Genomic DNA, 23,081 nt, shown 5'->3' on the forward strand with positions numbered 1-23,081 from the left:
CACCATGCAGCCCTACGTCCCCGGCGCGAAACGCAAGCCTGCGCACATCCCTTCGGGCAAGATATCCCGCTGGAGCGAGATCAAGATCTGGTGGCGCGAGATCGACCGCGTGCTGCTCGGCCTCGTCCTGCTGGTGATGACGCTCGGCACGATCGCGGTTGCTGCCGCAAGCCCCGCCAGCGCGGATCGCCTGTCCACATCGAGCACCACGCTCGACCCGCTCTATTTCTTCTATCGCCATGTCGTATGGCAGGCGCTTGCGCTGGGCGTGCTGTTCGGCGTCTCCATGCTCAGCCGCGAAAATGCGCGGCGCCTCGGCGTGGTGCTGGCTGCCGCAATGCTCGGCCTCCTCTTCCTCGTTCCCTTCATCGGGGTGGAGATCAACGGCGCAAGGCGCTGGATTAACCTGGGCATGCAATTCCAGCCATCCGAATTCCTGAAGCCCGGCTTCGCGATCACCATGGCGTGGATCCTGTCCTGGCGCATGCGCGATCCCAACCTGCCGGTGCTGATGATCTCGACCGCCTTGCTGGTCCTCATCGCGGCCCTGATGATGCTGCAGCCCAATTTCGGCGGCACCATCCTGTTCGGCGGCGTGTGGTTCGTGATGGTGATCCTTTCGGGCGTTCCGGTGAAGCGCCTTGGCGCGGTCATCGGCGGCGGGATCGCGGGCATCACCGCGACCTATTTCCTCTATGACAATGCGCGCCACCGTATCGATGCCTTTTTCGGCGGCGGCACCGCTTTCGACCAGGTCGACCTTGCCAGCCGCACCCTGCTGGCCGGCGGCTGGACGGGCGCAGGATATGGCCTTGGCATTCGCAAGATGAGCCTGCCCGAAGCGCATACGGACTACATCTTCTCCGTCATCGGCGAGGAATTCGGCCTGATCGCCTGTGCGCTGATCGTGCTGCTCTACCTCGCCATAGTGGTGCGCGTGCTGATGAGGCTGGTGGACGAGGACGATCTGTTCGCGCTGCTGGCCGGAACGGGCCTCGTCTCGCTGCTTGGCGGGCAGGCCTTCATCAACATGCTTGTGAACCTCCAACTCTTTCCGTCCAAGGGCATGACGCTGCCGCTGGTGAGCTATGGCGGCTCGTCCACCATCGCCGTGTGCCTTGCCATCGGGCTGCTGATCGCGATCACGCGGCGCAATCCCTATCTGAAAAGGTCCACCCGGGGGCTTGGCGACCTGATCGGTTTCGGGCAGGCGGACCGGATGAACGACAAACCATCGCATCTGTCGCGCGATATCTACCAATGACGACATCGAACCGACATTACGTGCTGGCCGCCGGGGGCACCGGAGGGCACTTGCTGCCCGCCTTCGCGCTGGCCGCTGAACTTGACCGGCGTGGCCATCACGTCGCGCTGATCACTGACGAGCGCGGAGCCGAAATTCCCGGCAAGGCCGATTTCATGCCCGCGCATGTCCTGCCCGCCGGGCGCTTCGGCAAGAACCCGCTGCAATGGGTGAAGGGCACCAAGGCGGTGCTGGAAGGTCGCAAGATGGCGCTGCGCCTGTTCGAGAGTTTCGAGCCGAGCGCGGTCGTCGGCTTCGGCGGCTATCCCTCGCTTCCGGCCGTGCTTGCCTCCACCTCGGCGAAGATCCCGACGGTGCTGCATGAACAGAACGCCGTGCTGGGCCGGGTGAACCGCCTACTGTCGGGCCGCGTTCAGGCTATCGCCACCGCTTATCCCGACGTGCAGCGGCTGAAGCCCAAGCATGGCGACAAGGTCCACCTCGTCGGCAATCCGGTGCGCGCAGAGGTGCTGTCCCTGCGCGAGGAACCGTTTCCTTCCTATGGCGAAGACGGCCTGCTCAGGGTGCTGGTCACCGGCGGCAGCCAGGGCGCGCGGGTCCTGTCCGAGATCGTGCCCGACGGGCTCGCCATGCTGCCCCCCGCCATTCGCGAGCGGTTGCAGGTCACCCAGCAATGCCGCCCCGAAGACCTCGACACCGTGCGCGAACGTTATCGCAGCCACGGCATTCCGGCAGAGCTCGCGACCTATTTCGAAGACATGGCCACGCGCCTTGCCGATGCGCACCTGTTCATCGGGCGCGCTGGTGCATCGACCATCGCAGAGCTGACTGCCGTGGGTCGGCCGGGCATCTTGATCCCGCTCCCCATCGCGACCGACGACCACCAGGCGGCCAATACCCGCGAAATGGTGAAGGCGGGCGGCGCGCGCATGATCCGGCAGGACAGGTTCGAGGCGAAGGAACTGGCGAAACAGATCCGCGTGCTGGCCGATGATCCCAAGGGTCTCGCCAATGCCGCGCATGCCGCATGGAATTGCGGCCGTCCGCGTGCGGTCGAAGACCTCGCCGATCTCGTCGAAAGCTTCGGCGGGGCGGACATGATGGACGTCATCCGCGTCGGCGGAAACAATGCCCGCGGCACAACGCAGGGCGCGCCCGCCGGGCAGGGCGCAAGCAGGGAGATCTCGGAATGAAGGGTGTCCCCACCGACATCGGAACGATCCACTTCGTCGGCATCGGCGGCATCGGCATGTCGGGCATCGCCGAAGTGATGAACAACCTGGGCTATACGGTGCAGGGTTCCGACATCAACGAAGGCCCGACGGTCGAACGCCTGCGCTCGCAAGGCATTGCCGTGAAGATCGGCCACGAGAAGGAAAACGTGGAAGGCGCGGCTGTCGTCGTCACCTCCACCGCCGTGCGCCGGACCAATCCGGAAGTCGCGCACGCGCTCGAAAACCGCATCCCCGTGGTGCGCCGCGCGGAAATGCTGGCCGAACTCATGCGTTTGAAATCGACGGTCGCCGTTGCCGGGACGCATGGCAAGACGACCACGACCAGCATGATCGCGGCGCTGCTCGATGCGGGCAATGTCGATCCCACCGTCATCAACGGCGGCATCATCGAACAGTACGGCTCCAATGCGCGCCTTGGCGACAGCGACTGGATGGTCGTGGAAGCCGACGAAAGCGACGGCAGCTTTCTGCGCCTCGATGGCACGATCGCGGTGGTCACCAATATCGATCCCGAACACCTCGACCATTACGGCGATTTCGACGGCGTGAAGGACGCTTTCGTCGAGTTCATCCACAATGTGCCGTTCTACGGCGCGGCGATCCTTTGCATCGACCATCCCGAAGTGCAGGCGGTGATCGGAAAGGTCCGCGACCGGCGCGTGATGACCTATGGCTTCAGCCTGCAGGCGGACATCTGCGGCGTGAACGTGCAGCCGCACGAAGGCGGCAACCGCTTCGACGTGATCGTGCGCCAGCGCGGTGAGGAAGACCGCCGGATCGAGAACGTGACCCTGCCCATGCCGGGCCGCCACAATGTCCAGAACGCGCTGGCCGCGATCGCCGTGGCGATCGAAATGGGCTGTCCCGACGAAGTCATCTGCAACGGCTTTTCCAGCTTCGGCGGCGTGCGGCGCCGCTTCACCAAGGTCGGCGAAGTGCCGTGCCGCGAAGGCAAGGTCACCATCATCGACGATTACGGCCACCACCCGGTCGAGATCCGCGCAGTGCTGGCGGCAGCGCGCGAAGCGACGAAGAGCCGCGTGATCGCCGTTATGCAGCCGCACCGCTATACCCGCCTGCAGGACCTGATGGACGACTTCCAGAGCGCCTTCAACGAGGCCGATGTCGTCTATGTCACGCCGGTCTATGCAGCTGGCGAAGACCCTATCGAAGGCGTCGATGCCAATGCGCTGGTCGAAGGCATCAAATCGCGCGGCCACCGCGCCGTCTCGACGGTCGAGGACCAAGGCGACCTTGCACAGAAACTCGCCGGAGAGATCGAGCAGGGCGACATCGTCGTATGCCTCGGCGCAGGCGACATCACGAAATGGGCCGCTGGCCTTGCCGACGCGATCATCGAGGAGCGCGCCGCGTGATGCAGCAGCCCGATGACGTGCCCAATTGGGATAGCGGTATGGCCCCGGACTGCGAAGTCGAGGGCAGCGTTGCCGCGCCGGTCTCGACCCAAGGGCTGCGCGGCAAGCTGACGGCGCAGGCCCCGCTGGCGAAACTGGTCTGGTTCAAGACAGGCGGCTGCGCGGACTGGCTGTTCGAACCGGAAGACCTCGAAGATCTGCGCCTCTTCCTCGAACGCCTGGACGGTGATCTTCCCGTCATGGCGCTGGGGCTCGGCTCCAACATGATCATCCGCGACGGCGGCGTACCGGGCGTGGTCATCAAGCTCGGCAAGCCCTTCGCGAACGTCTCGATCGAGGATCAGGTCGTAAGCTGCGGCGGCGGTGCACACGGCATCCTCGTCGCCAGCGCGGCGCGCGATGCTGGCGTCGCAGGGCTCGAATTTATGCGCGGCATCCCTGGCACGGTCGGCGGGTTCGTGCGCATGAACGGCGGCGCCTACGGGCGCGAAGTGTCCGACGTGCTGATCGATTGCGATGTCATCCTGCCGGGCGGCGAACTTGTCACGCTGCCCGCGACCGATCTCGAATACACGTATCGCCACTCGGCCCTACCGGAAGGCGCCGTGGTCGTCTCCGCCCGGTTCCAGGGGCACCCGGGCGATCCCGAAGACATCGGCGCGGAGATGGACCGGATCGCCGAAGCGCGCGAAAATTCGCAGCCGCTACGCACCAAGACCGGCGGTTCGACCTTCAAGAACCCGCCGGGCAAAAAGGCATGGGAACTGGTCGATGCGGCCGGGTGTCGCGGTCTCACCATGGGCGGCGCACAGGTGAGCGAGAAACACACCAATTTCCTGATCAATACCGGCGATGCCACCAGCGCCGATATCGAAGGGCTGGGCGAGGAAGTCCGGCGCCGCGTCTACGAGCATTCGGGCGTCGAACTCGAATGGGAAATCCAGCGGGTAGGAAGGCCGTGAGCGAGCGTCCTCTCAGCGAGTTCGAGCAGGGCATCCTCGAAAATATCGAGAAGTCCGGATGTCAGGTGAATACCATCTTCGACCCAGAGGGTTTTGAGCCAACCTTCAGTTACTCGATCGGTTTTCCGGAAACGGTCGGTCAACCCGAAGTCATCATTTTTGGACTGAGACGCGAGGTCATGCATGCCATGATCAACGTTCTTCTAGACAAGTGCCGTCAAGGCCTGACTTTAAAAGATGGGCTGACGGTCGAGGGCCTGCTTGACGGGTACACTTGCATCACAAGATCGGTCTTGAGCGACAACATCGTAAGGGACTATTTCAATTCTGCCATCTGGTACGAGAAATATCGCACCGGCAGCGATATGGAAGAAGCCTACCAGATCGTCTGGCCAGGCGTGCAGCAGCGCCTGTTTCCTTGGGACAAAGGCTGCGATCAGATCGTCATCGATAGCCAACCTTCTCTTTATCTACCGGAATCCGTGCATTGACCGATCTCCCCAAACTCCATGTCGCCGTCCTGATGGGCGGCTGGGCCAACGAACGCCCCGTCAGCCTGATGTCGGGCGAAGGCGTTGCGAAAGCGCTGGAAGAGCGCGGTCACAAAGTCACGCGCATCGACATGGACCGGCAGGTCGCCGCGCGGATAGCCGAGGCTGCGCCCGACGTCGTTTTCAACGCACTCCACGGCGTTCCCGGTGAAGACGGGACGGTTCAGGGCATGCTCGACCTGATGGGCGTGCCTTATACCCATTCGGGCCTCGCCACATCGGTCGTCGCCATCGACAAGCAGCTGACCAAGCAGGCGCTTGTCCCCCACGGTATCCCCATGCCCGGCGGGCGCATCGTAAAGAGCGCGGACCTGTTCGAACGCGATCCGATGCCGCGCCCCTATGTGCTCAAGCCCGTCAACGAAGGCAGCTCGGTCGGGGTCGCCATCGTTACCGATGACGGAAATTATGGCAATCCGATCGCGCGAGACGCGAAGGGGCCGTGGCAGGATTTCGACGAGCTCCTGGCGGAACCGTTCATTCGCGGGCTTGAGCTGACCTCCGCCGTGGTGGATTTCGAGGACGGGCCGCGCGCACTGGCCGTGACCGAACTCAAACCCAAGAGCGGGTTCTACGATTTCGATGCCAAATATACCGACGGCATGACCGACCACATCTGCCCGGCCGAAATCCCGGAGCAGATCGAGAAACTGTGCCTCGAAATTGCCCTGAAGGCGCACAGACTGCTCGGCTGCAAGGGTACCAGCCGTACCGACTTCCGCTGGGACGATACGCAGGGCGAAGACGGTCTGTTCGTGCTGGAAACCAACACGCAGCCCGGCATGACCCGGCTCAGCCTCGTGCCCGAACAGGGCCGTTATGCGGGGATGGAATATGGCGAGCTGGTAGAAACCATAATTGCCGCCGCGCTGCGCGATTTCGCCGCGCGCAAAGGGGGCGGCGATGGCTAAGGTCAAGCGCAAGCCGACGGGTGTGCGGCGCTCTGCCGCCGCCCGCAATCGCAGCCAGAAGGCGCGCGCGGCCAAGCGGCACACGTCCGGCTTCCTCGACCGGGCCATGGCAGCACTGCCCTTCACAGAAGAGCAGTGGCACAAGTTCTTCCTGTTCCTGATCGCGGCGGCAGGGCTGGCCATAGCCTGGACGGTCGCGAGCTATGCGGGCGTGCCGGAACTTGCCCGCACCGAACTGGCGAAGTCGGCCAGCCGTGCAGGCTACGAAGTCCGCACGGTGCGCGTCACCGGCGTCGAGCGGATGAGCGAGCAACTGGTCTACCAGCGCGTGCTTGGCGAAACCGACCGGCCCATGCCGCTGGTCGATGTGGAAGAGGTGCGGGAACGCCTGCTGGAGCTGTCCTGGGTCAAGGATGCGCGGGTTTCGCGGCAGCTGCCCGATACCTTGCGGATCGACATTGTCGAACGCGCGCCTCACGCCGTCCTGGTCAAGCCCGACCGGCTCGTCCTGGTCGACCCGGAGGGCCATGAGCTCGAGCCCGTGTCGTCGGAAGATGCCAAGGGGCAGCTGCTCATTTCCGGTCCCGGCGCGCAGAAACAGGTCGCCGAACTCGGCAAGCTGCTGGATGCGGCGCCTGCCTTGAAGCCTCAGATCGTGGCCGCCGAATGGGTGGGCAACCGCCGCTGGAACCTGACTTTCAAGACCGGCCAGCTCCTGGCCCTGCCGGAAGGCGACCAGGGACCTGCCGCGCTGGTGAAGTTTGCGGAGATGGACGGGCGCAACCGCCTGATCGGGGGCAAGGCCGTGGCGATCGACATGCGGGTGCCCGACCGTGCCTATCTGCGCTGCCAGGACGGCCCGTGTCCCAAAGGGATGAGCGCACAGTAATGGCGTCCGCAGCTCCCCTTCCGCGCGTCAATCGCGTCTTCGGCGCCGTCAACATCGGCTCCTTCCGCGTGTCGGCCATGATCATGGGTCAGGCGGAAGACGGCGAAATGGTCGTGCTCGGCTCCTCGCACCGCAAGAGCGAGGGTATCAAGCGCGGCTATGTCACCGATATGCGCGCTGCGACGCATGCGATCCGCAATGCGGTCGAGAAGGCGGAAGCGAACGCGAACACGTCTGTTTCCAGCGTCTGGATCGGCTGCGCGGGAGCAGGCCTATCGAGCAAGGTCGCGAGCGTGGAAATAGCCATCGGCGGACGGCGGATCGACGAAGACGATATCGAACACCTGCTGTTTGCCGCGCGCGACCATATCCAGCCCGACGGGCGCATGGTCCTCCATGCACAGCCAGCGCATTATTCGCTCGACGGGGCGCATGGCATCGCGAACCCTTCGGGGCTGCACGCGGAATCGCTCGGCGTCGATGTCCACGTGACGCTGGCCGAAGGCGCGCCGGTACGGAACCTCATCGAAGCGGTGCAGAGCGCGCACCTGGACGTCGAAGGCGTGGTCGCCAGCCCGCTCGCCGCCGCCTATGCCTGCCTCAGCGCCGAGGAACGCGATCTCGGCGTCGCGCTGGTCGAAATCGGCGCGCAGGTTACGAACGTCTCCGTCCATGCAGGCGGCATGCTTCTGGGGCTGAGGTCCATTGCCGTCGGCTCCAACGACATTACCGATGCCATCGCGTCGTCACTTGGCATCAGGCGCAGCCAGGCGGAGCGCCTGAAATGCGTGTCCGGCTCAGCCATCGCCACGCCCAGCGACCACCGCGAGATGATCCCCGTCAATTCGCCGGAGGAAGAGCCGAGCGGCCAGCCTGCGCGCGGGGCGGACGAACACAATCGCATCCCGCGTGCCGAGCTCGTCTCGATCGTCACCGACCGTCTCGGTGCGCTGACCAGCGAAGTCGGCAAGAGCCTGAAGGGCATGGGATTTTCGGGTGCGAGCGGGGGGCAGGTCGTTTTGAGCGGCGGCGGGGCGGAATTGCACGGCATCGCGGAATTCATGCAGGGTGCGCTAGGCATGCCCGTTCGCATCGGAAAACCGCCATCCTTGCGCGGTTTGCCCGAAGCGCACGCAACCCCGGGTTTCGCCACGCTGGCGGGCCTGTGCCTCTACGCGGCGGAAGATCCGGTCGACATCCGGTCCATTGGCCCGGGTTACCAACCGACCCGCCGCTATTCGGGGCTGGGACTGGTCAATCGCGTCATGCAGGCAGTGAGAGAGTATTTTTAGGGGGTGATACGTAGCGTAACCCCTGCTTCAGCCCTTGTGGATAAGGCTATTTACCAAGGTCACAGCGATTCGCTTTTGCGCTTAGGTGTGACATAACCGTTTTCAGGCGACTTTTTACTTCGAGGAAAGCTCAATGAGCATCAATATCGGTCCCGCATCCAGCGACGATCTCCGCCCCAAGATCATGGTCATCGGCGTTGGCGGTGCAGGCGGCAACGCAATCGCGAACATGATCGAAGCCCAGATCGAGGGCGTCGACTTCCTCGTGGCGAATACCGATGCGCAGGCGCTTTCCACTTCCGCATCGGAAAAGCGCATCCAGCTCGGCCCCGACATTACCGGCGGCCTCGGTGCAGGCGCCCGTCCCGAAGTGGGCAAGGCAGCGGCCGAAGAAACGGTCGAGGACCTCGAAGACGCGCTTGAAGGCTGCAACATGCTCTTCATCGCGGCCGGCATGGGCGGCGGCACCGGCACCGGTGCAGCGCCCGTCATCGCCGAAGCTGCGCGCCGCAAGGGCGTCCTCACCGTCGGTGTCGTGACGAAGCCGTTCCTGTTCGAAGGGTCGCGCCGCATGCGCGCCGCCGAAGCAGGTATCGAAGAACTGCAGAAGCACGTCGACACGCTGATTGTCATTCCGAACCAGAACCTGTTCCTGGTCGCCAAGGCGGAAACCACCTTCAAGGAAGCCTTCATGCTCGCCGACGAGGTGCTGCAGCAGGGCGTCCGCTCGATCACCGACCTCATGGTCATGCCCGGCCTCATCAACCTCGACTTCGCCGACGTGCGTTCGGTGATGAGCGAAATGGGCAAGGCGATGATGGGTACCGGCGAAGGCGAAGGCGACAATCGCGCGCTCGAAGCTGCGGAACTGGCCATTGCCAACCCGCTGCTCGACGGCGTCAGCATGACCGGCGCGAAGGGCGTCATCATCTCGATCATCGGCGGTGAAGACATGAAGCTGCTCGAAGTCGACGAGGCGGCCAATCACATCCGCGAACTGGTCGACGAAGATGCCAACATCATCTGGGGTAGTGCGTTCAACCCCGATCTCGAAGGCAAGATCCGCGTATCCGTGGTCGCCACCGGGATCGAACAGTCCGGCATCGGTGCCGCTCCGCAGTCGCAGAGCTTCTCGATGTCCGACGCGCGCGCACCGCAGCGCCCGGTCCTCGACCTGCCGAGCGACAGTGTCGAAGAAGACGACGAGCCGTTCGAGTTGAGCGAAGGTCTCTCCGCCGGCCTCGACGACGAGCCGCAGGAAGACACCCACGATAACGGGGTGAGCTCGACCGGCCTCTCCGCCGCAAGTGCCGACGATTTCGGTGACGAGGGCGAGGAAGAAGACGATGTCGACGGCATCGTCGACCCGCTCGCAGGCCTGCGCAACGAAGAGACCGAAAAGTTCGATTCCTTCGGCGGCGAGGCACCCGAACCGGCCGAAGACGGCTCGTTCGGATCGGGCGACGGCTGGACCGACGAAGGCGAGGGCGCATCGGGCTCACCGCTCGACCTGTCCGATCCGATCGACGATGGTGCGGGCCAGGACGAACTCCAGCTCGGTGCGGACCAGTTCGCCGACGGCGACAGCCCGCTGCAGAGCAAGCCCGCGAAGAAGCAGCCGGTGCTTGGCGGCGGCAATGAAGGCGGCGCATCGCAGGGCAGCACGCTGTTCGAGCGCATGGCCAACCTGTCGCGCGGTTCCGGTTCTTCCGAAAGCGAAGTCGACAGTGACGACGAAGACGATGATGGCGACAACAGCAGCAGCGGTTCGCTCAACATCCCGCGCTTCCTCGGTCGCCAGAACAACCAGTAATCTCCTGAAACTCTCGCGGCGCGTCAGGCGTTGCAAGGGGAGATCATGACCAGTTCCGTGACATATCGTGCCCTGCGCCTGGCTGCCAGCGCTCTTGCGCTCGGTGTGCCGGGCCAGTTGGCTGCGCAGGAAGTCGTCCAGCCGCTGCCGCCCGAAGGCACGAGCGAGTTGAATTCGGCTTTGCAGCGACTGGCCCGCGATTCCGGCGATGTCGGCGCCTTGCTCGATGCCGGGGAAGCGGCGCTCAAGCTCGGCGATATTCCGGCCGCGATCGGCTTTTTCGGCAGGGCGCAGGACATTTCGCCCAACAATAGCCGCGTGACCCTCGGGCTTGCGCAAGCCTACACTTATTCGCGCCGTCCGGTCGAAGCCCTGCAATTGTTCGCGCAAGCAGAGCGGGCTGGCGTGCAGCCGCAGCGCATGGCGAAAACCCGTGCGCTTGCCTTCGACCTGGTAGGGGATTCCGCCAGTGCGCAGTCGCTTTACCGGCTTGCCCTCCAACAAGGCGAAGATGCCGACGTGCGTCGCAACCTCGCGCTGAGCCAGGCAATTTCGGGTGACAAGGCGGGCTTCGAGGCGACCTTGCTCCCGCTCTTGCAGCAAGGCGACAATGCCGCTTTCCGCACGCGCGCCTTTGGCCTTGCCGTTCTTGGCGAAACGGACGCAGCGATCCAGATCGCCCGCGACATGATGCCACGCGGCATGGCGAGCAGGGTCGAACCCTACCTCAGATACATGCCGCAGCTTACGGCTGCACAACAGGCAGCTGCCGGTACTCTCGGCGTGTTTCCGCGCACGGCGGCGATCGGGCGCGATGATCCGGCCATCGCGCGCTATGACAGCCCTTCGGTGCGATCCGCCGACGTGGCACTCGCTCCGACCGGTCCTGCGATGGGTCAGCCGAGCGTACCGCGCAGGGCTGAGGAGTCCACGCGCCAGCGGACGGCACCGCCGCGTGAACGTGCAGAGCAGCCGAGCACCAGCTCAGACCGTTCGATCTTCCGGCCCGCCCGCAGTGCGGATCGCCCGGCAAGGGTGGAGCAACCTGCCCAGGCCGCGGCTCCGGTAGCGCCGCCGTCTGCCCGGCCGCAAGCGGCGCCGCCAAGGCAGGCAACCACCGTGGCAACTGTCTCGCCCACGACCCCGCCCGAGGCCCTGCTCCCCCAGCGCGAGGAAGAAGTAAGCGTTGCCGACGCCTTCGCCGGCTTCGACCTTGCAGAGGCGAGCGCGGCGCCGCGGCAGGGTGCGGTCGACATCACGCGCATCCAGGCGCCTCGCGAAGTGGCCGAGCCGCCTGCGCCGCCGCCGCCCGCGCACCCGGCGCGCCACTGGGTCCAGGTCGCGACGGGCCGCGATACGTCTGCCCTGCGCTTCGACTGGCGCCGCATCGCCCGCAATGCCGACGGCTTGCTGGACGGCAAAGGGCCTTTCGTCACGCCCTGGGGGGAAGCCAACCGCCTGCTTTCCGGGCCTTACGAATCGCGCGATGCCGCGCGCGAGGTGGTAAACCGTTTGCGCGCTCTCGAAATCGACAGCTTCCCGTTTTCGAGCGACGAAGGTCAGGAAATCGCCGAGCTCGATTAGCCTGTCCGCCCATCCGTAAGTTGGGCTTGTGCACAAGCTTTGCACAAGCCGATTGCGTTCTCCCCAACCCGCTTGGGACCTTCGATTGCCAAGCGGGCGGGGCGACCTGCACAAGGCTCGCATGAGAGCCACGGGATCGCCACGATGAGAACCTCCGAAAGCCGTTTCGAGGCAGAAGAGGACGCAGCTCCGCTTGAAATGCTGACCGCCCTGTTCGAGGCGCGCGGCTGGCCGTGCGGGTCCACCGGCGACGAGATGAGCGGCGAAGTGCAGGGCAGCTGGACCACCTACCAGCTGCGCGGGATCTGGCGTCCCGAGGATATGGTCCTGCAATTGCTGTGCCTTCCGGAAATCCGGATTTCCGATGAAAAACGGGCGGTTGCGCAGGAACTCGTCACCATGGTCAACGAGCAGATGTGGCTCGGCCATTTCGATATCTGGTCGAACGGCGGCGTGCTTCTCTATCGCAATGGCACAATGCTGGGGGACGAGGGGCTACTGAGCCTCGGCCAGGCGCAATCGCTGGTCGAAATCGCGGTCGAGGAATGCGACCGCTTCTATCCAGCCTTCCAGTTCGTCCTGTGGGGCGACAAGAGCCCAGCCGATGCCTTGAAAGCCGCGATGGTGGACGCGGCGGGCGAAGCCTGAGCGACGCTAGTGGCTGCTCGGCATGCAAATGGTTGATTTCCATTAGTCAAACCGCGTCCGGTTTCGCTTGAAATCGGCGGGAATAATGCCGATATTCCCCCAAGAAGCGGGGTGAATTGTCCCCGCAATTGGGAGTTTTTGAAAATGGCCGATTGGAACGACACCGACCAGAGGCAGGCGACCTCGTCCGTGCCGCGCGCGGGTGATGCCGTATCCCGCCAGACCACTTTCGACGCTGGCCTGCGCCAGCACATGCTGTCGATCTACAACATGATGGCTTCGGGCGTGCTGCTGACCGGCATCGTCGCCCTGCTGTTCGTCCAAACCGGACTGTTCGAAGCGGCCTATCAGGTCATTCAGACGCCGCGCGGTGCTGCGGTTCAGCCGACCATGCTTGGCTGGATCATCTCGCTTTCGCCGCTCGCCTTCATCCTGGTGCTGAGCTTCGGGGGGGTACAGCGGTTCAGCAAGACCACGCTGCAAGTCTTCTTCTGGAGCTTCGCCGTGCTGTTCGGCATGTCGATGTCGACGATTTTTGCCACCTACACCGGTGAATCGATCGCTTCCGCCTTCTTCGCTTCGGCCGCGGCCTTCGCGGGCCTGAGCCTGTTCGGCTACACCACGAAGAAGAACCTTTCGGGTTGGGGCAGCTTCCTGCTCATGGGCCTGATCGGCATCATCGTGGCGATGCTGCTCAACGCGTTCTTCTTCCAGTCGGGCGCGATGGGCCTCGTGATCAACATCCTCGGCGTACTGATCTTCGCAGGCTTCACCGCCTACGATACGCAGCGCCTGAAGAATGAATATCACTATGTCCGCGGCACCGAATATGCGGGCAAGGCGATCGTGATGGGCGCACTCAGCCTCTATCTCGACTTCATCAACCTGTTCATGTTCCTGCTGCAGTTCCTCGGCAGCCGGGAATAATCCCAACCGCCGACCGCAACAGCGAGTCGTTTGATCGTGCCCGGGGCGTAACTCGCGCCCCGGGCATTTTCTTTGTCCGCTCAAGGGGGTAGGAGAGTGAAACGCTTCATCGCGGGTCAATCAAGACGCTTTCATGGTGAAGACAGAAAATTCCTTGAGGAGGGTACGCGCGCCGTGAGCCGCAATTCGCACATCACCATCCGCTTCGCCGCCATCGCCGGCGGTTTGCTTGCACTTTCGGCCTGCGCGACGCCGCCACCACCTCCTCCTCCGCCGCCTCCCCCGCCACCGCCTGCGCCGGTCGTGATCCCGCCGCGCCCGGTTCCGCCGATGGGTGCGACGACGGGAATGACCATTCCGCTGGTTGCTGCCGATGGCGTGCGCCAGACGGTGAATGCGAACCTGACCCCGGCACAGACGGTGTGGAACCTGCGCTCGGCCCTCAATGTCGCGGCGCTCAACTGCCCCGAACCGCAAGCGACCATGCTGGTGGACAATTACGGTGCCTTCCTGAAGCGCAATGCGCGCCAGCTTTCGGCCACCAACCGCGCGCTGCAGGGGGAATTCCGCCAGAAGTACGGTGCGACCTACCGCGACGTGCAGGATTCCTACATGACGCAGGTCTACAACTATTTCGCCCTGCCGCCCGCCATGGGCAACTTCTGCGATACGGCGCTGGCCGTGAGCCGCGATGCGCTGACTGCGGAAGTAGGCACGCTCGATAGCTTCGCTGCTATCGCGCTGCCGCGGATCGAAAGCGTCTTCAACGATTTCTACCGTGCCTACGAACAGTACCGCGTGAACCTTGCCGCGTGGGATTCGAAGTATGGTCCGCCCACCGTCACCACGACCGTGCAGGGTTACACCAACCCGCTTAGCCCGGATGTCGACATCGCACCGGGGGAAACCGTCGTGAATTCCATGCCCGCAACGGCACCCGTTACCGTGGCCAGCGAAACGCAGGCTCCGGTGGACCTGCCGCCCGCAGCAGGGGTTCAGCCCGTGATCGTCGCGACGCAGGATGACGCAACCGGAGAGACGGTGTCGACGCTGCCCACCGAAGGTCCGATTTTCCAGTCGGGTGAAGTGGTACAGGGCCAAGCGCAGGCCGGGCCGGACGACACGCCCGATCCGCAAAGCTGAGCTTGCCTAAACCGGAGCGTACTCCGGAAAATTGAGCGCGCAGGCGGCCAGCATCTTGCCGGTCGCCTCGCGATCCGCAACGTCCAGCCCGGGTGGTGGCTCCTGCATCTTGGCAGGCGGCGGGAATGTTCCATAGCCTGCGAACAGCGCATGCCAACTCATCGGCGCGTAGGGTGCGGCTGGGCCATAGGCCTTGGCATTGACCTCCTCGATCGAGCCGTGCGTGAACCAGGCCGTCATCATCGCCTTGAGATTGTCCGATAGCGACTGGTTGGTGGCATTCTCGCGCCAGTAGTCCGTGTCGGTCCGCTGGTTCATGCGATAGTGCGCCACGATATAGTCGCGAATACCTTCGTAACGCGCGGCGATCCTCTGGTTGAAAGTCTCGCGGTGGGCGTCGGTAAATCCGCCGCTTTCGTATGCCTTCGCAAAATCGAGCGCGGTCGCGATGACGATATGGAGAGCGGTTGCTTCCAGCGGCTCGATAAAGCCTTGCGAGAGCCCGGTGGCAAGGCAGTTGCGGACCCAGCTGTTCTCCAGCCGTCCGACCTTCATCTTGAGGAAACGCGGCTGCGCCTTGTCGGCCGCTACCCCCAGCGCGCTAGCCAACTCTGCGGCGGCGTTGTCATCGCTGATGTGGCGCGACGAATAGACATATCCATTGCCCACCCGCGAGGTGAGCGGGATCGACCAGCGCCAGCCTGCGCTCATGGCGATGCTCTCGGTCTGCGGCACGATCGGCCCGGCGTGGGAGGTCGGCATCACTACCGCGCGATCGTTGAAAAGGTTTTCTGCGAACGGGAGGAAGTTTGCGCCGAGTTTCTGCTGTGCGAGCAGTGCTGCAAAGCCCGAGCAATCGACGAACAGGTCGCCCTCGATCCTCTCCCCGTCTTCGCACAGCAAGGCCGCGATATCGCCGCTCTGATCAAGCTCCACATCTTCAACCTTCAGCGGACGATGCGTGACACCGCGAGGGACCGCCCAGTCGCGCAGGAAAGCGCCAAGTTTGTGGGCATCGAAATGGTACCCATAGCTTTGCGGGAAGGGGAAATTCGCTTCCGGCACCGGGCCGCGACACGACTTGGCGAGATGCGCAGCCAGGAACCAGTCGTCCGGATGCGCGGGCAAGTCTATGCCCCGGCGGCGCAGCCCGCAATTCTTGACGAAGCCCGGTTCCGAATGGAGGTCGACCGGGCCGGGGAAGGGATGGAAATAGCTTTCGCACCCCTCTCGCTCGCTCCAGCCGGTGAAACGGATGCCAAGCTTGTAGGTGGCATCGCAGGCCGCCATCCACTCGGCCTCTTCTATGCCGAGGTGGTCGAAGAACGCTTTCAGTTGCGGCGTGGAGCCTTCGCCGACACCGATGATCCCTATCGCGGGACTTTCGACAACTGTGACACTGCCCCCGCGTGCAGCCCATTCGTGGTGCAGCAGGCAGGCGGTGATCCACCCTGCGCTGCCGCCGCCGAGGACGACGACGCGAGGAGCGGAGCCTGTGCTCACCCCTGCGGCACGAACTCGATCGCGAAGCCGCCTGCGGGCGCAAGGCGAAGATCGAGCGTCTGGTCGGCTGTTACGGTCATGGTCTCGACATCCATCGCATGGCGGTCCGCGCCAAGTCCATCGGCATTCGCGCCATCACGCCAGATCGTTGCGGCATAGGACTTGCCGGGATCGAGGAAGGACAGCGGGACCGAGGCGACGCGCTCATCCGCATCGGTGACTGCGCCCACATACCAGTTGAGCGTATCGCGATCGCGGCGGGCTATGACGGCGTATTCGCCGACCTTGCCATCGACAAGCAGGCTCTCTGCCCAGTCGGCCGGAACGCGTTTCACGAAGTCGAGGGCGCGAGGATATTTCGCCAGGTTTTCAGGCAGGTCCGCGACCATCTGTATCGGCGAATAGATCGCGACATAAAAGGCCAGCTGGCGCGCAAGCGTGCTCGGGAGGTCGGGAGCGGTCGCGCCGCGCCCTTCGAGCGAGAATACGCCCGGCGTATAGTCCATCGGACCCGACAGCATCCGAGTGAAGATGAGTTCGGGCACATGGCCCGGATCGTTCTTCGGCACCGCCCATGCATCGTATTCCGCCCCGCGTGCGCCCTCGCGGCTGACCCAGTTTGGATAGGTGCGGCGCAGTCCCGTGTCCTTCACCGGTTCATGCGGGTTCATGGCGATCTTGTGCTCGGCCGCTTCCTTCACAACCTTCAGGTGATGGCGGACCATCTCCTGCCCGTCGTGCCAGACGAAGGTCTCGCCCATGCCGCCTTCACCGGCGGGTGCGATGACGCCGCCAGCATCGGCGACATAGCCGCTCTTCACGGCGTCGATGCCCAGGCTTTCATAGAAGGCCATCGCGTCTTCGAGCTGTTCCTCGTAGACCTTGATATTGCCGCCTGTTTCATGGTGGCCGATAATGCACACGCCCTTTTCTTCGGCATAGCGCGCCACTTCCTCGATATCGAAATCGGGATAGGCGGTGGTGAAATCGAACTCGCGGCCGTTGCCGAACCAGGTGCCGTCCCAGCCCAGGTTCCAGCCTTCGATCAGGACGCCGCGAAAGCCGTGTTCGGCGGCGAAATCGATGTGCCGTTTGGCGTTTTCGGTGGTCGCGCCGTGCTTCTCACCGCTTGCCCAGCTGCTGTCATCGAGGTGCATTTCCCACCAGATGCCGATGTATTTGTGCGGCGTGAACCAGCTCACATCGCCGAGCTTGTTGGGCTCGTTGAGGTTGAGGATGATATTGCTCTCGAACAGGCCCTTGGGGCCGCCTGCGATCTGGATCGTGCGCCACGGCGTGGTGAAGGCGCCTTCGCGGATTACCTTGGGACCGCGCGGCGACGGCGCCAGCTGGGCGCGGAAGCGCGTGTCGTCCACGCGGCGCAGCCACATGCCCGAATAGTCGACCAGTGCCGCCTCGTGGAAAGAGAGGTGCAGGCCATTGTCGAGCACCATGGTGACCGGCGTGTGCACGGTCGAAAGCGCGCTCACCGGGGTCTTCGAATAGAGATATTCATAGCGATTCCAGTCGCCTGCGGGGATCGACCAGGCCTTGCCATCGGCGGCAATATTGAACTCGGTCAGTTCCTCCGCGATGCGATAGACGGGCTGGCGCTCCGTCTCCGGGAATTCGACGCGGAAGCCCAGACCATCGTCGAACACACGCATGCGCACGGTAATTTCGCGCGCGTCCTCATCGCGCTGGCGGAAGGTGAGGGCCAGTTCGTTGTGGATGTCCTGCACCCACTGGCGCTCGCCCCAGGGTTGCTCCCAGGTGCTGGCGTGGCTTTCCTCGCGAAAGGCGACCACTTCGAAATTGCGGCGCATCGGGTCCGCGTCGGTGAAGGCGAAGCCGAGGTTCGACTTGGCGATGACCGGCACGCCATCGCGCGTGACTTCGTAATAAGGAATGCCTTCGCCGTCCGCGTCGAGCGTTACCGCGATACGCCCGTCGGGCGACGTGACTGTTTCCGCCTGCGCCGTAGCGATCGGCAGGAGCGAGGCACCGATGAAGAGGGCGATATGGCGGATCATGTGTCGGTCTCCAGGATGATGGCGGCGAAGGGGGGGAGGGCGGTCGGCTCCGCGCCGTTGATCGCAAGCAGCGTCCGGCCTTCGCAGTCGTCGCAAAGTACCGGCTTGCTGCCGAGGTTGAAGCGGCAGCGCAGGCGCTGGCCGCCGGCTTCGCGCACCAGTTCCAGCAGGTCGCCGTCGTGATTGCATTCCACCACGCGGCCATGGTGCAGGGCCGGGTTCGCCTTGCGCAATGCGATCGCCTGCTTGGTGAATTCGAGCAAGGAGTTCGCATCGCCCTGCTGCGCAGCAACCGAGCGAGGACGATTGTCGTCGCCAACCGGGAGCCATGGTGCGGAGCTGCCGAAGCCGGCGCATTCGCTATCGTCCCATGGCATGGGGGTGCGCGCACCGTCGCGGCTCAATGTGAGCGGCCAGTTCGCAATCGCCTCCGGATCGTGCAGCTGGTCGAAGGGAATATCGACCTGTGTCAGGCCGAGTTCCTCGCCGTAATAGAGGATCGCGTTACCGCGCAGGCTCATCAGGAGGAGTGTCTTGAGGCGCGCGAAGGCATCTCTATCCTCCGGCTTGCACCACCGACTGAGCGCACGGGGCGCATCGTGGTTTTCGAAAGCCCAGCTCGGCCAGCCCAGGCCCGGCTCTTCCGGCCATTCGGCGAGGGCGGAGCAGACCAGCTGCGGGGTCAGCGCGTCGGCATAGAGGAAGTTGAACCCGTAAGCGGAGTTGAGGTGCGTCTCGCCTTCGGTAAAGGCCTTCATTTCGCGCACGGCGTCGTCGCCGCCGACTTCGGCGACGGTGAAAATACCGTCGAATTCGTCGGTCAGCGCGCGGATCCGCTCGATGAAGGCGGGGATGTCCGCATGGCTCTGGTTATAGGTCTTGAGCTGGAAGTCGAATGGCCGGGTGCGCTGCTTGTCCGTCGGCGGGGCGGGCGGATTGTCGCGCAATTGCGGGTCGTGCATCGCAAAGTTTAGCGCATCGATGCGGAAGCCGTCCACACCGCGCTCGAGCCAGAAGCGCATGACGTCCAGCACCGCCTGCTGCGCTTCGCGGTTGTGGAGGTTGAGCTGCGGCTGGCTCGATAGGAAATTGTGCAGGTAATACTGCCCGCGCCTCGCGTCCCAGGTCCACGCCGGACCGCCGAAGACCGATTGCCAGTTCGAGGGCGGCGAGCCGTCGGGCTTGGCATCGGCCCAGACATACCAGTCGGCCTTGGGGTTGTCGCGGCTGGAGCGGCTTTCGCTAAACCAGTCATGCTCGTCCGAAGTGTGCGAATAGACCTGGTCGATCAGTACCTTGAGGCCGAGTTCATGGGACCGGGCGATGACTGCGTCGAAGTCTTCCAGCGTGCCGAAGATCGGGTCGACATCGCAATAATCCGATACGTCGTAGCCGAAATCCTTCATCGGCGATTTGAAGAAAGGCGAGATCCAGATCGCATCCGCGCCAAGTTCGGCAATGTGCGGCAGGCGCTGCGTGATGCCCGGAAGGTCGCCGATGCCATCGCCATTCGAATCCATGAAGCTGCGCGGATAGATCTGGTAGATCACCGCACCCTTCCACCAAGGCAGCTTGCCACTCATTCGGCAGTCTCCGCGACGCGGCAAACGGCCCAGCCGAATGCGGGTAGCGAGAAAGCCGCGCTGCCTGGAGCTATGACGCCAGCGGGGCAGGCCCCGGCAAGCTGCTCGAACGAGCGGGCGTCGTAGCCCAGCGTCACATTTGCCTGCTGCGCCTCGCCGCTGGTATTGAACACGGCAAGGTATTCCTGCCCCTCATCGGGATCGAAACGGCTCACTGCAAAAATGCCGGGCTCCTGGCCGTAGTGACGGATCACCTGCTTCCCGCGCAGCAATGCCGGGTGCGCGCGGCGCATTTGCGAGAATTCGGCAATCAGGCGGAAGAGCGGGTGGTTCTCGTCGAAATTGCTGTCCGTAGTGGTTGCATCGGTACCGATCAGGACGTTGTCGTTGTAGCTGTCCGTCCGGCTGGGAAACATGTCCTCGCGCGCGGCCTGGTCGTTACCATCGCCGACGAAACCCTGCTCCGCACCGTAATAGATGACGGGCGATCCGCGCAGCGTCAGCAGCATCGCATGGGCAAGCTTGGTTCGCGCCAGCATTTCCTCGTTCGAGATATCCGGATTGTCCCACCGCAGCATGGTGGTGAAGCGGCCCATGTCGTGATTGCCGAGGAATGTCGGCATGGCCAATGCGGCCTCTTCCCCGCCTTCATACAGCACATCGCCATCGAACAGTTCATTGAGGATGTAAGTGCCCTTGTTCTGGCTCACGACCTCGCGAATGCCCTGCTGGAAGGCGAAGTCGAGCACGGCCGGAAAGCCGTCGCGACGGGTATATTGCGCGATGTAGCCGTTGTCGTGGTCGTCGCGGTAGACTTCGCCGAAGATATGGAAGTTCGGGATGCCGCTTTCGCGTGCTGCCTCCAGCATGGCGGGCACGAAGGTCTGCCAGAACTCCGGATTGACGTGGCGCGCGGTATCGATGCGGAAGCCATCGATGCCGGTGCTGCGGATCCAGTCCGCATAGATATCGACCATGCCTTCCAGCACGCGGGGGTGTTCGGTGAAGAGATCGTCGAGCCCGACAAAATCGCCGAAGCGGCTGCTTTCGCCGGTGAAGGTCGTGTCGCCGCGATTGTGGTAATAGATCGGATCGTTGAGCCAGGCGGGGACTTTCACGTCGCGCTCTGCCTCGGGGACCACGGGGGAATAAGCGTAATCGGGATTGCGCAGCTTGGCGAAATTCGCGTCGCTGCGGTCCTCGTGACCCATGAAGCCGGGGTTGATCGCTTCTGCGGTGACCGGTCCGCGCGTCGAATAGGGATAATCGCCGAGACTGCGATAGGCATATCCGGTCTCGTCGCCCTCGGCATAGCGGATCACGTCGGCGGTGTGGTTGGTAATGATATCCATGTAGACCTTCATCCCGCGCGCATGGGCGGCATTGACGAAGGTCTTGAACTCCTCGCGCGTACCGAAATGGCCGTCCGGACGCGTGAAGTCGGTCACCCAGTATCCGTGATAGCCCGCGCTCTCATCCCCTTCCGGCCCCTGGACGGGCTTGTTCTGAAAGATGGGCGCGAACCAGATTGCCGTGACGCCGAGGTTTTCCAGATAATCGATACGCTGCGTCAGCCCCTTCAGGTCACCGCCGTGAAAGAAGCCCTTGTGTGACGGGTCGAAGCCCGTCTCCAGCCGGCCGCCGGTGAAATCGCCCAGATCATTGGAAGTGTCGCCGTTCTCGAAGCGGTCCGGCAGGACGAAATAGACGATTTCCTCGCTCGGCAGGCGGTCGCGAAAGCTCTGTTCGGCTGCGACCAGTGTGCTTTCCAGCGAGGTTTGGGCGCTGGCGCATGATGCGAGGCCGAGGGCGAGAAGCGGGAGTGTCAGGCGGATCATGCGGAAGCTTCCTGCTGGGGAGAGAGATTGGCGAAGCGGGTGAGGAAATCGCGATGCGAGGGCATTTGCCGCGCTTCTTCGACGAGCGCTGCTTCGGTTCCGTCCAGAAGCTTGCGCAAATCGTCGTCGCTAAGCGCGTCGGCGAGGCGGTTGTAGTCGCGCGGCTCGACGCCCTGTCCGGCGAAAACCTGGAACCAGCCCACTTCGGTGAACAATTCCTCGTGTTCGCGGTGGATGAAGCCGGTGGCGCGCCAGTTTTCCAGCTTCGCCGCCAACGTGTCCGGCAAGCTCATGTGCCGGACTGCGTCCCAGAAGGGTTCGCCCTCGCGCTCGTTGGCCGAGTAGTGAAGGACCAGAAAATCGCGAATGCGCGTCCATTCGAACTGCGCCTGGTCATTGAACCAGTCGACGATCGCGGGATCGGGCGTCTTGGCCGGCAAGACGGAAAGGAACCGGCTGACCGCGCTTTGCACGAGGTGGATGCTGGTCGACTCAAGCGGCTCCATAAAGCCTGCTGCCAGCCCTAGCGCGAGGCAGTTGCCGTGCCAGTGCTTGCAGCGCTTCCCGGTCGTGAAGCGGATCGGCTTGGGATCGGCCTGCGGTGAGCCGTCGAGATTGCCGAGGAGCAAGCGGACCGCCTCGTTATCGTCGAGGTGCGATGACGAATAGACCAGCCCGTTGCCGATGCGATGCTGCAGCGGGATGCGCCATTGCCACCCGGCCCTATGCGCGATGGAGCGTGTGTAAGGCGTGAAGTCGCCGCCGTTTTCGCATGGGACGGCCATGGCGCGGTCGCAGGGAAGGAAGCGGGACCAGTCGTCGAAACCGGTCTCCAGCGCCTGTTCGATCAGCAGGCCGCGAAAGCCGGTGCAATCGATGAAGAAATCGGCCTCGATCCGGCGGTCATCGCCCAGATCCAGTGCGGTGATGGTTCCGCTTTCGCCATTCTGTTCGACCCGCGCGATTGTGCCTTCGACACGCGTTACGCCGCGTTGTTCGGAATATCTGCGCAAGAAGGCGGCATAGAGACCGGCGTCGAAATGATAGGCGTAGGGCATTGCGGGCGTATGCGCGATGCGCGGGCCACGGCGCATCTTGAGCGCGCGCGCTGCCATCTCGTTCAGCGAATAGTTGGCCAGCGGTTTTGCCCAACCGGCCTGGTTTGCGCGCAGCCAGTAATGATGGAACGGGAGCAAGCCGTGCGCTCGGCCGACAGGGCCGAAAGCGTGCATATAGGCCTCACCCTCTCGCTTCCAGCCATCGAACTCGATGCCCAGCTTGAAGGTGGCCCTGGTTTCACGCAGGAATTCGGCTTCGTCGAGGCCAAGGGCGTTATTGAGCAGGTGGATCTGAGGGATCGTGGCTTCGCCGACGCCGACGGTTCCGATTTCCGCGCTTTCTACCAGCGTGACCCGGTGCGTGGCGGGCAGGAACCGCGCCAGCAGCGCGGCCGCCATCCAGCCAGCGGTCCCGCCGCCGGCAATGCAGATATCGAAGGTTTCCTGGTCGGTCACGAGCTCACCCTATGG

At 63.8% G+C, this 23,081-nt stretch carries 18 protein-coding genes; 13 read left to right on the forward strand and 5 right to left on the reverse strand.

Features of this window, described 5'->3' with window-relative positions; all coding sequences use genetic code 11:
* Positions 1-4: 4 nt before the first annotated feature.
* The 13 genes from BM173_RS09840 to BM173_RS09900 all read left to right on the forward strand — a co-directional run bounded on the left by BM173_RS09840 (position 5) and on the right by BM173_RS09900 (position 14,595).
* Positions 5-1,264 carry an FtsW/RodA/SpoVE family cell cycle protein gene (locus tag BM173_RS09840; RefSeq protein ID WP_245755867.1) on the forward strand — a complete coding sequence of 420 codons (1,260 nt, stop codon included), beginning with the start codon at positions 5-7 and terminating at the stop codon, positions 1,262-1,264.
* Positions 1,261-2,457 (forward strand): undecaprenyldiphospho-muramoylpentapeptide beta-N-acetylglucosaminyltransferase, encoded by a 1,197-nt coding sequence (murG, locus tag BM173_RS09845; RefSeq protein WP_090480851.1) that lies wholly within the window; start codon positions 1,261-1,263, stop codon positions 2,455-2,457. Before BM173_RS09840 ends, murG begins: the two co-directional genes overlap by 4 nt.
* Positions 2,454-3,875: a UDP-N-acetylmuramate--L-alanine ligase gene (gene murC / locus BM173_RS09850; protein ID WP_090480854.1), complete on the forward strand. Its 1,422-nt coding sequence runs from the start codon at positions 2,454-2,456 to the stop codon at positions 3,873-3,875. The genes murG and murC overlap by 4 nt, the downstream gene beginning before the upstream one ends.
* Positions 3,876-3,913: 38 nt before the next feature.
* Positions 3,914-4,837, forward strand: a complete 924-nt coding sequence (gene murB / locus BM173_RS09855; protein ID WP_090481560.1) for a UDP-N-acetylmuramate dehydrogenase — start codon at positions 3,914-3,916, stop codon at positions 4,835-4,837.
* Positions 4,834-5,328 (forward strand): DUF4262 domain-containing protein, encoded by a 495-nt coding sequence (locus BM173_RS09860; RefSeq protein ID WP_245755847.1) that lies wholly within the window; start codon positions 4,834-4,836, stop codon positions 5,326-5,328. The genes murB and BM173_RS09860 overlap by 4 nt, the downstream gene beginning before the upstream one ends.
* The gene (locus BM173_RS09865; RefSeq protein ID WP_090480856.1) at positions 5,325-6,299 is read left to right on the forward strand and encodes a D-alanine--D-alanine ligase; all 975 of its coding nucleotides are present in this window, start codon (positions 5,325-5,327) and stop codon (positions 6,297-6,299) included. The genes BM173_RS09860 and BM173_RS09865 overlap by 4 nt, the downstream gene beginning before the upstream one ends.
* Complete coding sequence (locus tag BM173_RS09870) at positions 6,292-7,188, forward strand: cell division protein FtsQ/DivIB (protein ID WP_090480859.1); 897 nt, start codon at positions 6,292-6,294, stop codon at positions 7,186-7,188. The genes BM173_RS09865 and BM173_RS09870 overlap by 8 nt, the downstream gene beginning before the upstream one ends.
* Positions 7,188-8,480, forward strand: coding sequence for a cell division protein FtsA (gene ftsA / locus BM173_RS09875; RefSeq protein ID WP_090480862.1), 1,293 nt, complete (start codon positions 7,188-7,190; stop codon positions 8,478-8,480). Before BM173_RS09870 ends, ftsA begins: the two co-directional genes overlap by 1 nt.
* Positions 8,481-8,613: 133 nt before the next feature.
* Positions 8,614-10,293, forward strand: a complete 1,680-nt coding sequence (gene ftsZ / locus BM173_RS09880; RefSeq protein ID WP_090480866.1) for a cell division protein FtsZ — start codon at positions 8,614-8,616, stop codon at positions 10,291-10,293.
* Positions 10,294-10,338: 45 nt separating this feature from the next.
* Positions 10,339-11,877, forward strand: a complete 1,539-nt coding sequence (locus tag BM173_RS09885) for an SPOR domain-containing protein (RefSeq protein ID WP_090480869.1) — start codon at positions 10,339-10,341, stop codon at positions 11,875-11,877.
* A 144-nt stretch (positions 11,878-12,021) separates the two neighbouring features.
* Entirely contained in the window at positions 12,022-12,525 is a 504-nt protein-coding gene (locus BM173_RS09890; RefSeq protein ID WP_090480873.1) for a type III secretion system chaperone family protein, read from the forward strand.
* 144 nt (positions 12,526-12,669) lie between these two features.
* Positions 12,670-13,452, forward strand: a complete 783-nt coding sequence (locus BM173_RS09895; RefSeq protein WP_090480875.1) for a Bax inhibitor-1/YccA family protein — start codon at positions 12,670-12,672, stop codon at positions 13,450-13,452.
* A 174-nt stretch (positions 13,453-13,626) separates the two neighbouring features.
* The gene (locus BM173_RS09900; protein ID WP_090480880.1) at positions 13,627-14,595 is read left to right on the forward strand and encodes a hypothetical protein; all 969 of its coding nucleotides are present in this window, start codon (positions 13,627-13,629) and stop codon (positions 14,593-14,595) included.
* 6 nt (positions 14,596-14,601) lie between these two features.
* Here BM173_RS09900 and BM173_RS09905 read toward each other — a convergent pair whose 3' ends face one another.
* Genes BM173_RS09905 through BM173_RS09925 form a run of 5 tightly spaced genes read right to left on the reverse strand, consistent with a single transcriptional unit; the run spans position 14,602 to position 23,066 of the window.
* Entirely contained in the window at positions 14,602-16,098 is a 1,497-nt protein-coding gene (locus BM173_RS09905) for a tryptophan halogenase family protein (RefSeq protein WP_090480883.1), read from the reverse strand.
* Complete coding sequence (locus BM173_RS09910; RefSeq protein ID WP_090480885.1) at positions 16,095-18,131, reverse strand: glycoside hydrolase family 97 protein; 2,037 nt, start codon at positions 18,129-18,131, stop codon at positions 16,095-16,097. Before BM173_RS09910 ends, BM173_RS09905 begins: the two co-directional genes overlap by 4 nt.
* Positions 18,128-19,714 carry an alpha-amylase family glycosyl hydrolase gene (locus tag BM173_RS09915; RefSeq protein WP_090480888.1) on the reverse strand — a complete coding sequence of 529 codons (1,587 nt, stop codon included), beginning with the start codon at positions 19,712-19,714 and terminating at the stop codon, positions 18,128-18,130. Before BM173_RS09915 ends, BM173_RS09910 begins: the two co-directional genes overlap by 4 nt.
* Entirely contained in the window at positions 19,711-21,552 is a 1,842-nt protein-coding gene (locus tag BM173_RS09920) for an alpha-amylase family glycosyl hydrolase (RefSeq protein WP_090480891.1), read from the reverse strand. The genes BM173_RS09915 and BM173_RS09920 overlap by 4 nt, the downstream gene beginning before the upstream one ends.
* Entirely contained in the window at positions 21,549-23,066 is a 1,518-nt protein-coding gene (locus BM173_RS09925) for a tryptophan halogenase family protein (RefSeq protein ID WP_090480894.1), read from the reverse strand. Before BM173_RS09925 ends, BM173_RS09920 begins: the two co-directional genes overlap by 4 nt.
* Positions 23,067-23,081: the final 15 nt, after the last annotated feature.

It is taken from the genome of Qipengyuania nanhaisediminis (assembly GCF_900115585.1).
In the GTDB taxonomy this organism is placed as follows: Bacteria; Pseudomonadota; Alphaproteobacteria; order Sphingomonadales; family Sphingomonadaceae; genus Qipengyuania; species Qipengyuania nanhaisediminis.

What these genes read in the sequence shown, in the direction of transcription:
- murG (WP_090480851.1), top strand. Translation starts at nt 1,261, where the DNA reads ATGACGACATCGAACCGACATTACGTGCTGGCCGCCGGGGGCACCGGA.
- BM173_RS09890 (WP_090480873.1), top strand. Translation starts at nt 12,022, where the DNA reads ATGAGAACCTCCGAAAGCCGTTTCGAGGCAGAAGAGGACGCAGCTCCG.
- BM173_RS09840 (WP_245755867.1), top strand. Translation starts at nt 5, where the DNA reads ATGCAGCCCTACGTCCCCGGCGCGAAACGCAAGCCTGCGCACATCCCT.
- ftsA (WP_090480862.1), top strand. Translation starts at nt 7,188, where the DNA reads ATGGCGTCCGCAGCTCCCCTTCCGCGCGTCAATCGCGTCTTCGGCGCC.
- BM173_RS09895 (WP_090480875.1), top strand. Translation starts at nt 12,670, where the DNA reads ATGGCCGATTGGAACGACACCGACCAGAGGCAGGCGACCTCGTCCGTG.
- ftsZ (WP_090480866.1), top strand. Translation starts at nt 8,614, where the DNA reads ATGAGCATCAATATCGGTCCCGCATCCAGCGACGATCTCCGCCCCAAG.
- BM173_RS09910 (WP_090480885.1), bottom strand. Translation starts at nt 18,131, where the DNA reads ATGATCCGCCATATCGCCCTCTTCATCGGTGCCTCGCTCCTGCCGATC.
- murB (WP_090481560.1), top strand. Translation starts at nt 3,914, where the DNA reads ATGGCCCCGGACTGCGAAGTCGAGGGCAGCGTTGCCGCGCCGGTCTCG.
- murC (WP_090480854.1), top strand. Translation starts at nt 2,454, where the DNA reads ATGAAGGGTGTCCCCACCGACATCGGAACGATCCACTTCGTCGGCATC.
- BM173_RS09915 (WP_090480888.1), bottom strand. Translation starts at nt 19,714, where the DNA reads ATGAGTGGCAAGCTGCCTTGGTGGAAGGGTGCGGTGATCTACCAGATC.
- BM173_RS09885 (WP_090480869.1), top strand. Translation starts at nt 10,339, where the DNA reads ATGACCAGTTCCGTGACATATCGTGCCCTGCGCCTGGCTGCCAGCGCT.
- BM173_RS09920 (WP_090480891.1), bottom strand. Translation starts at nt 21,552, where the DNA reads ATGATCCGCCTGACACTCCCGCTTCTCGCCCTCGGCCTCGCATCATGC.
- BM173_RS09870 (WP_090480859.1), top strand. Translation starts at nt 6,292, where the DNA reads ATGGCTAAGGTCAAGCGCAAGCCGACGGGTGTGCGGCGCTCTGCCGCC.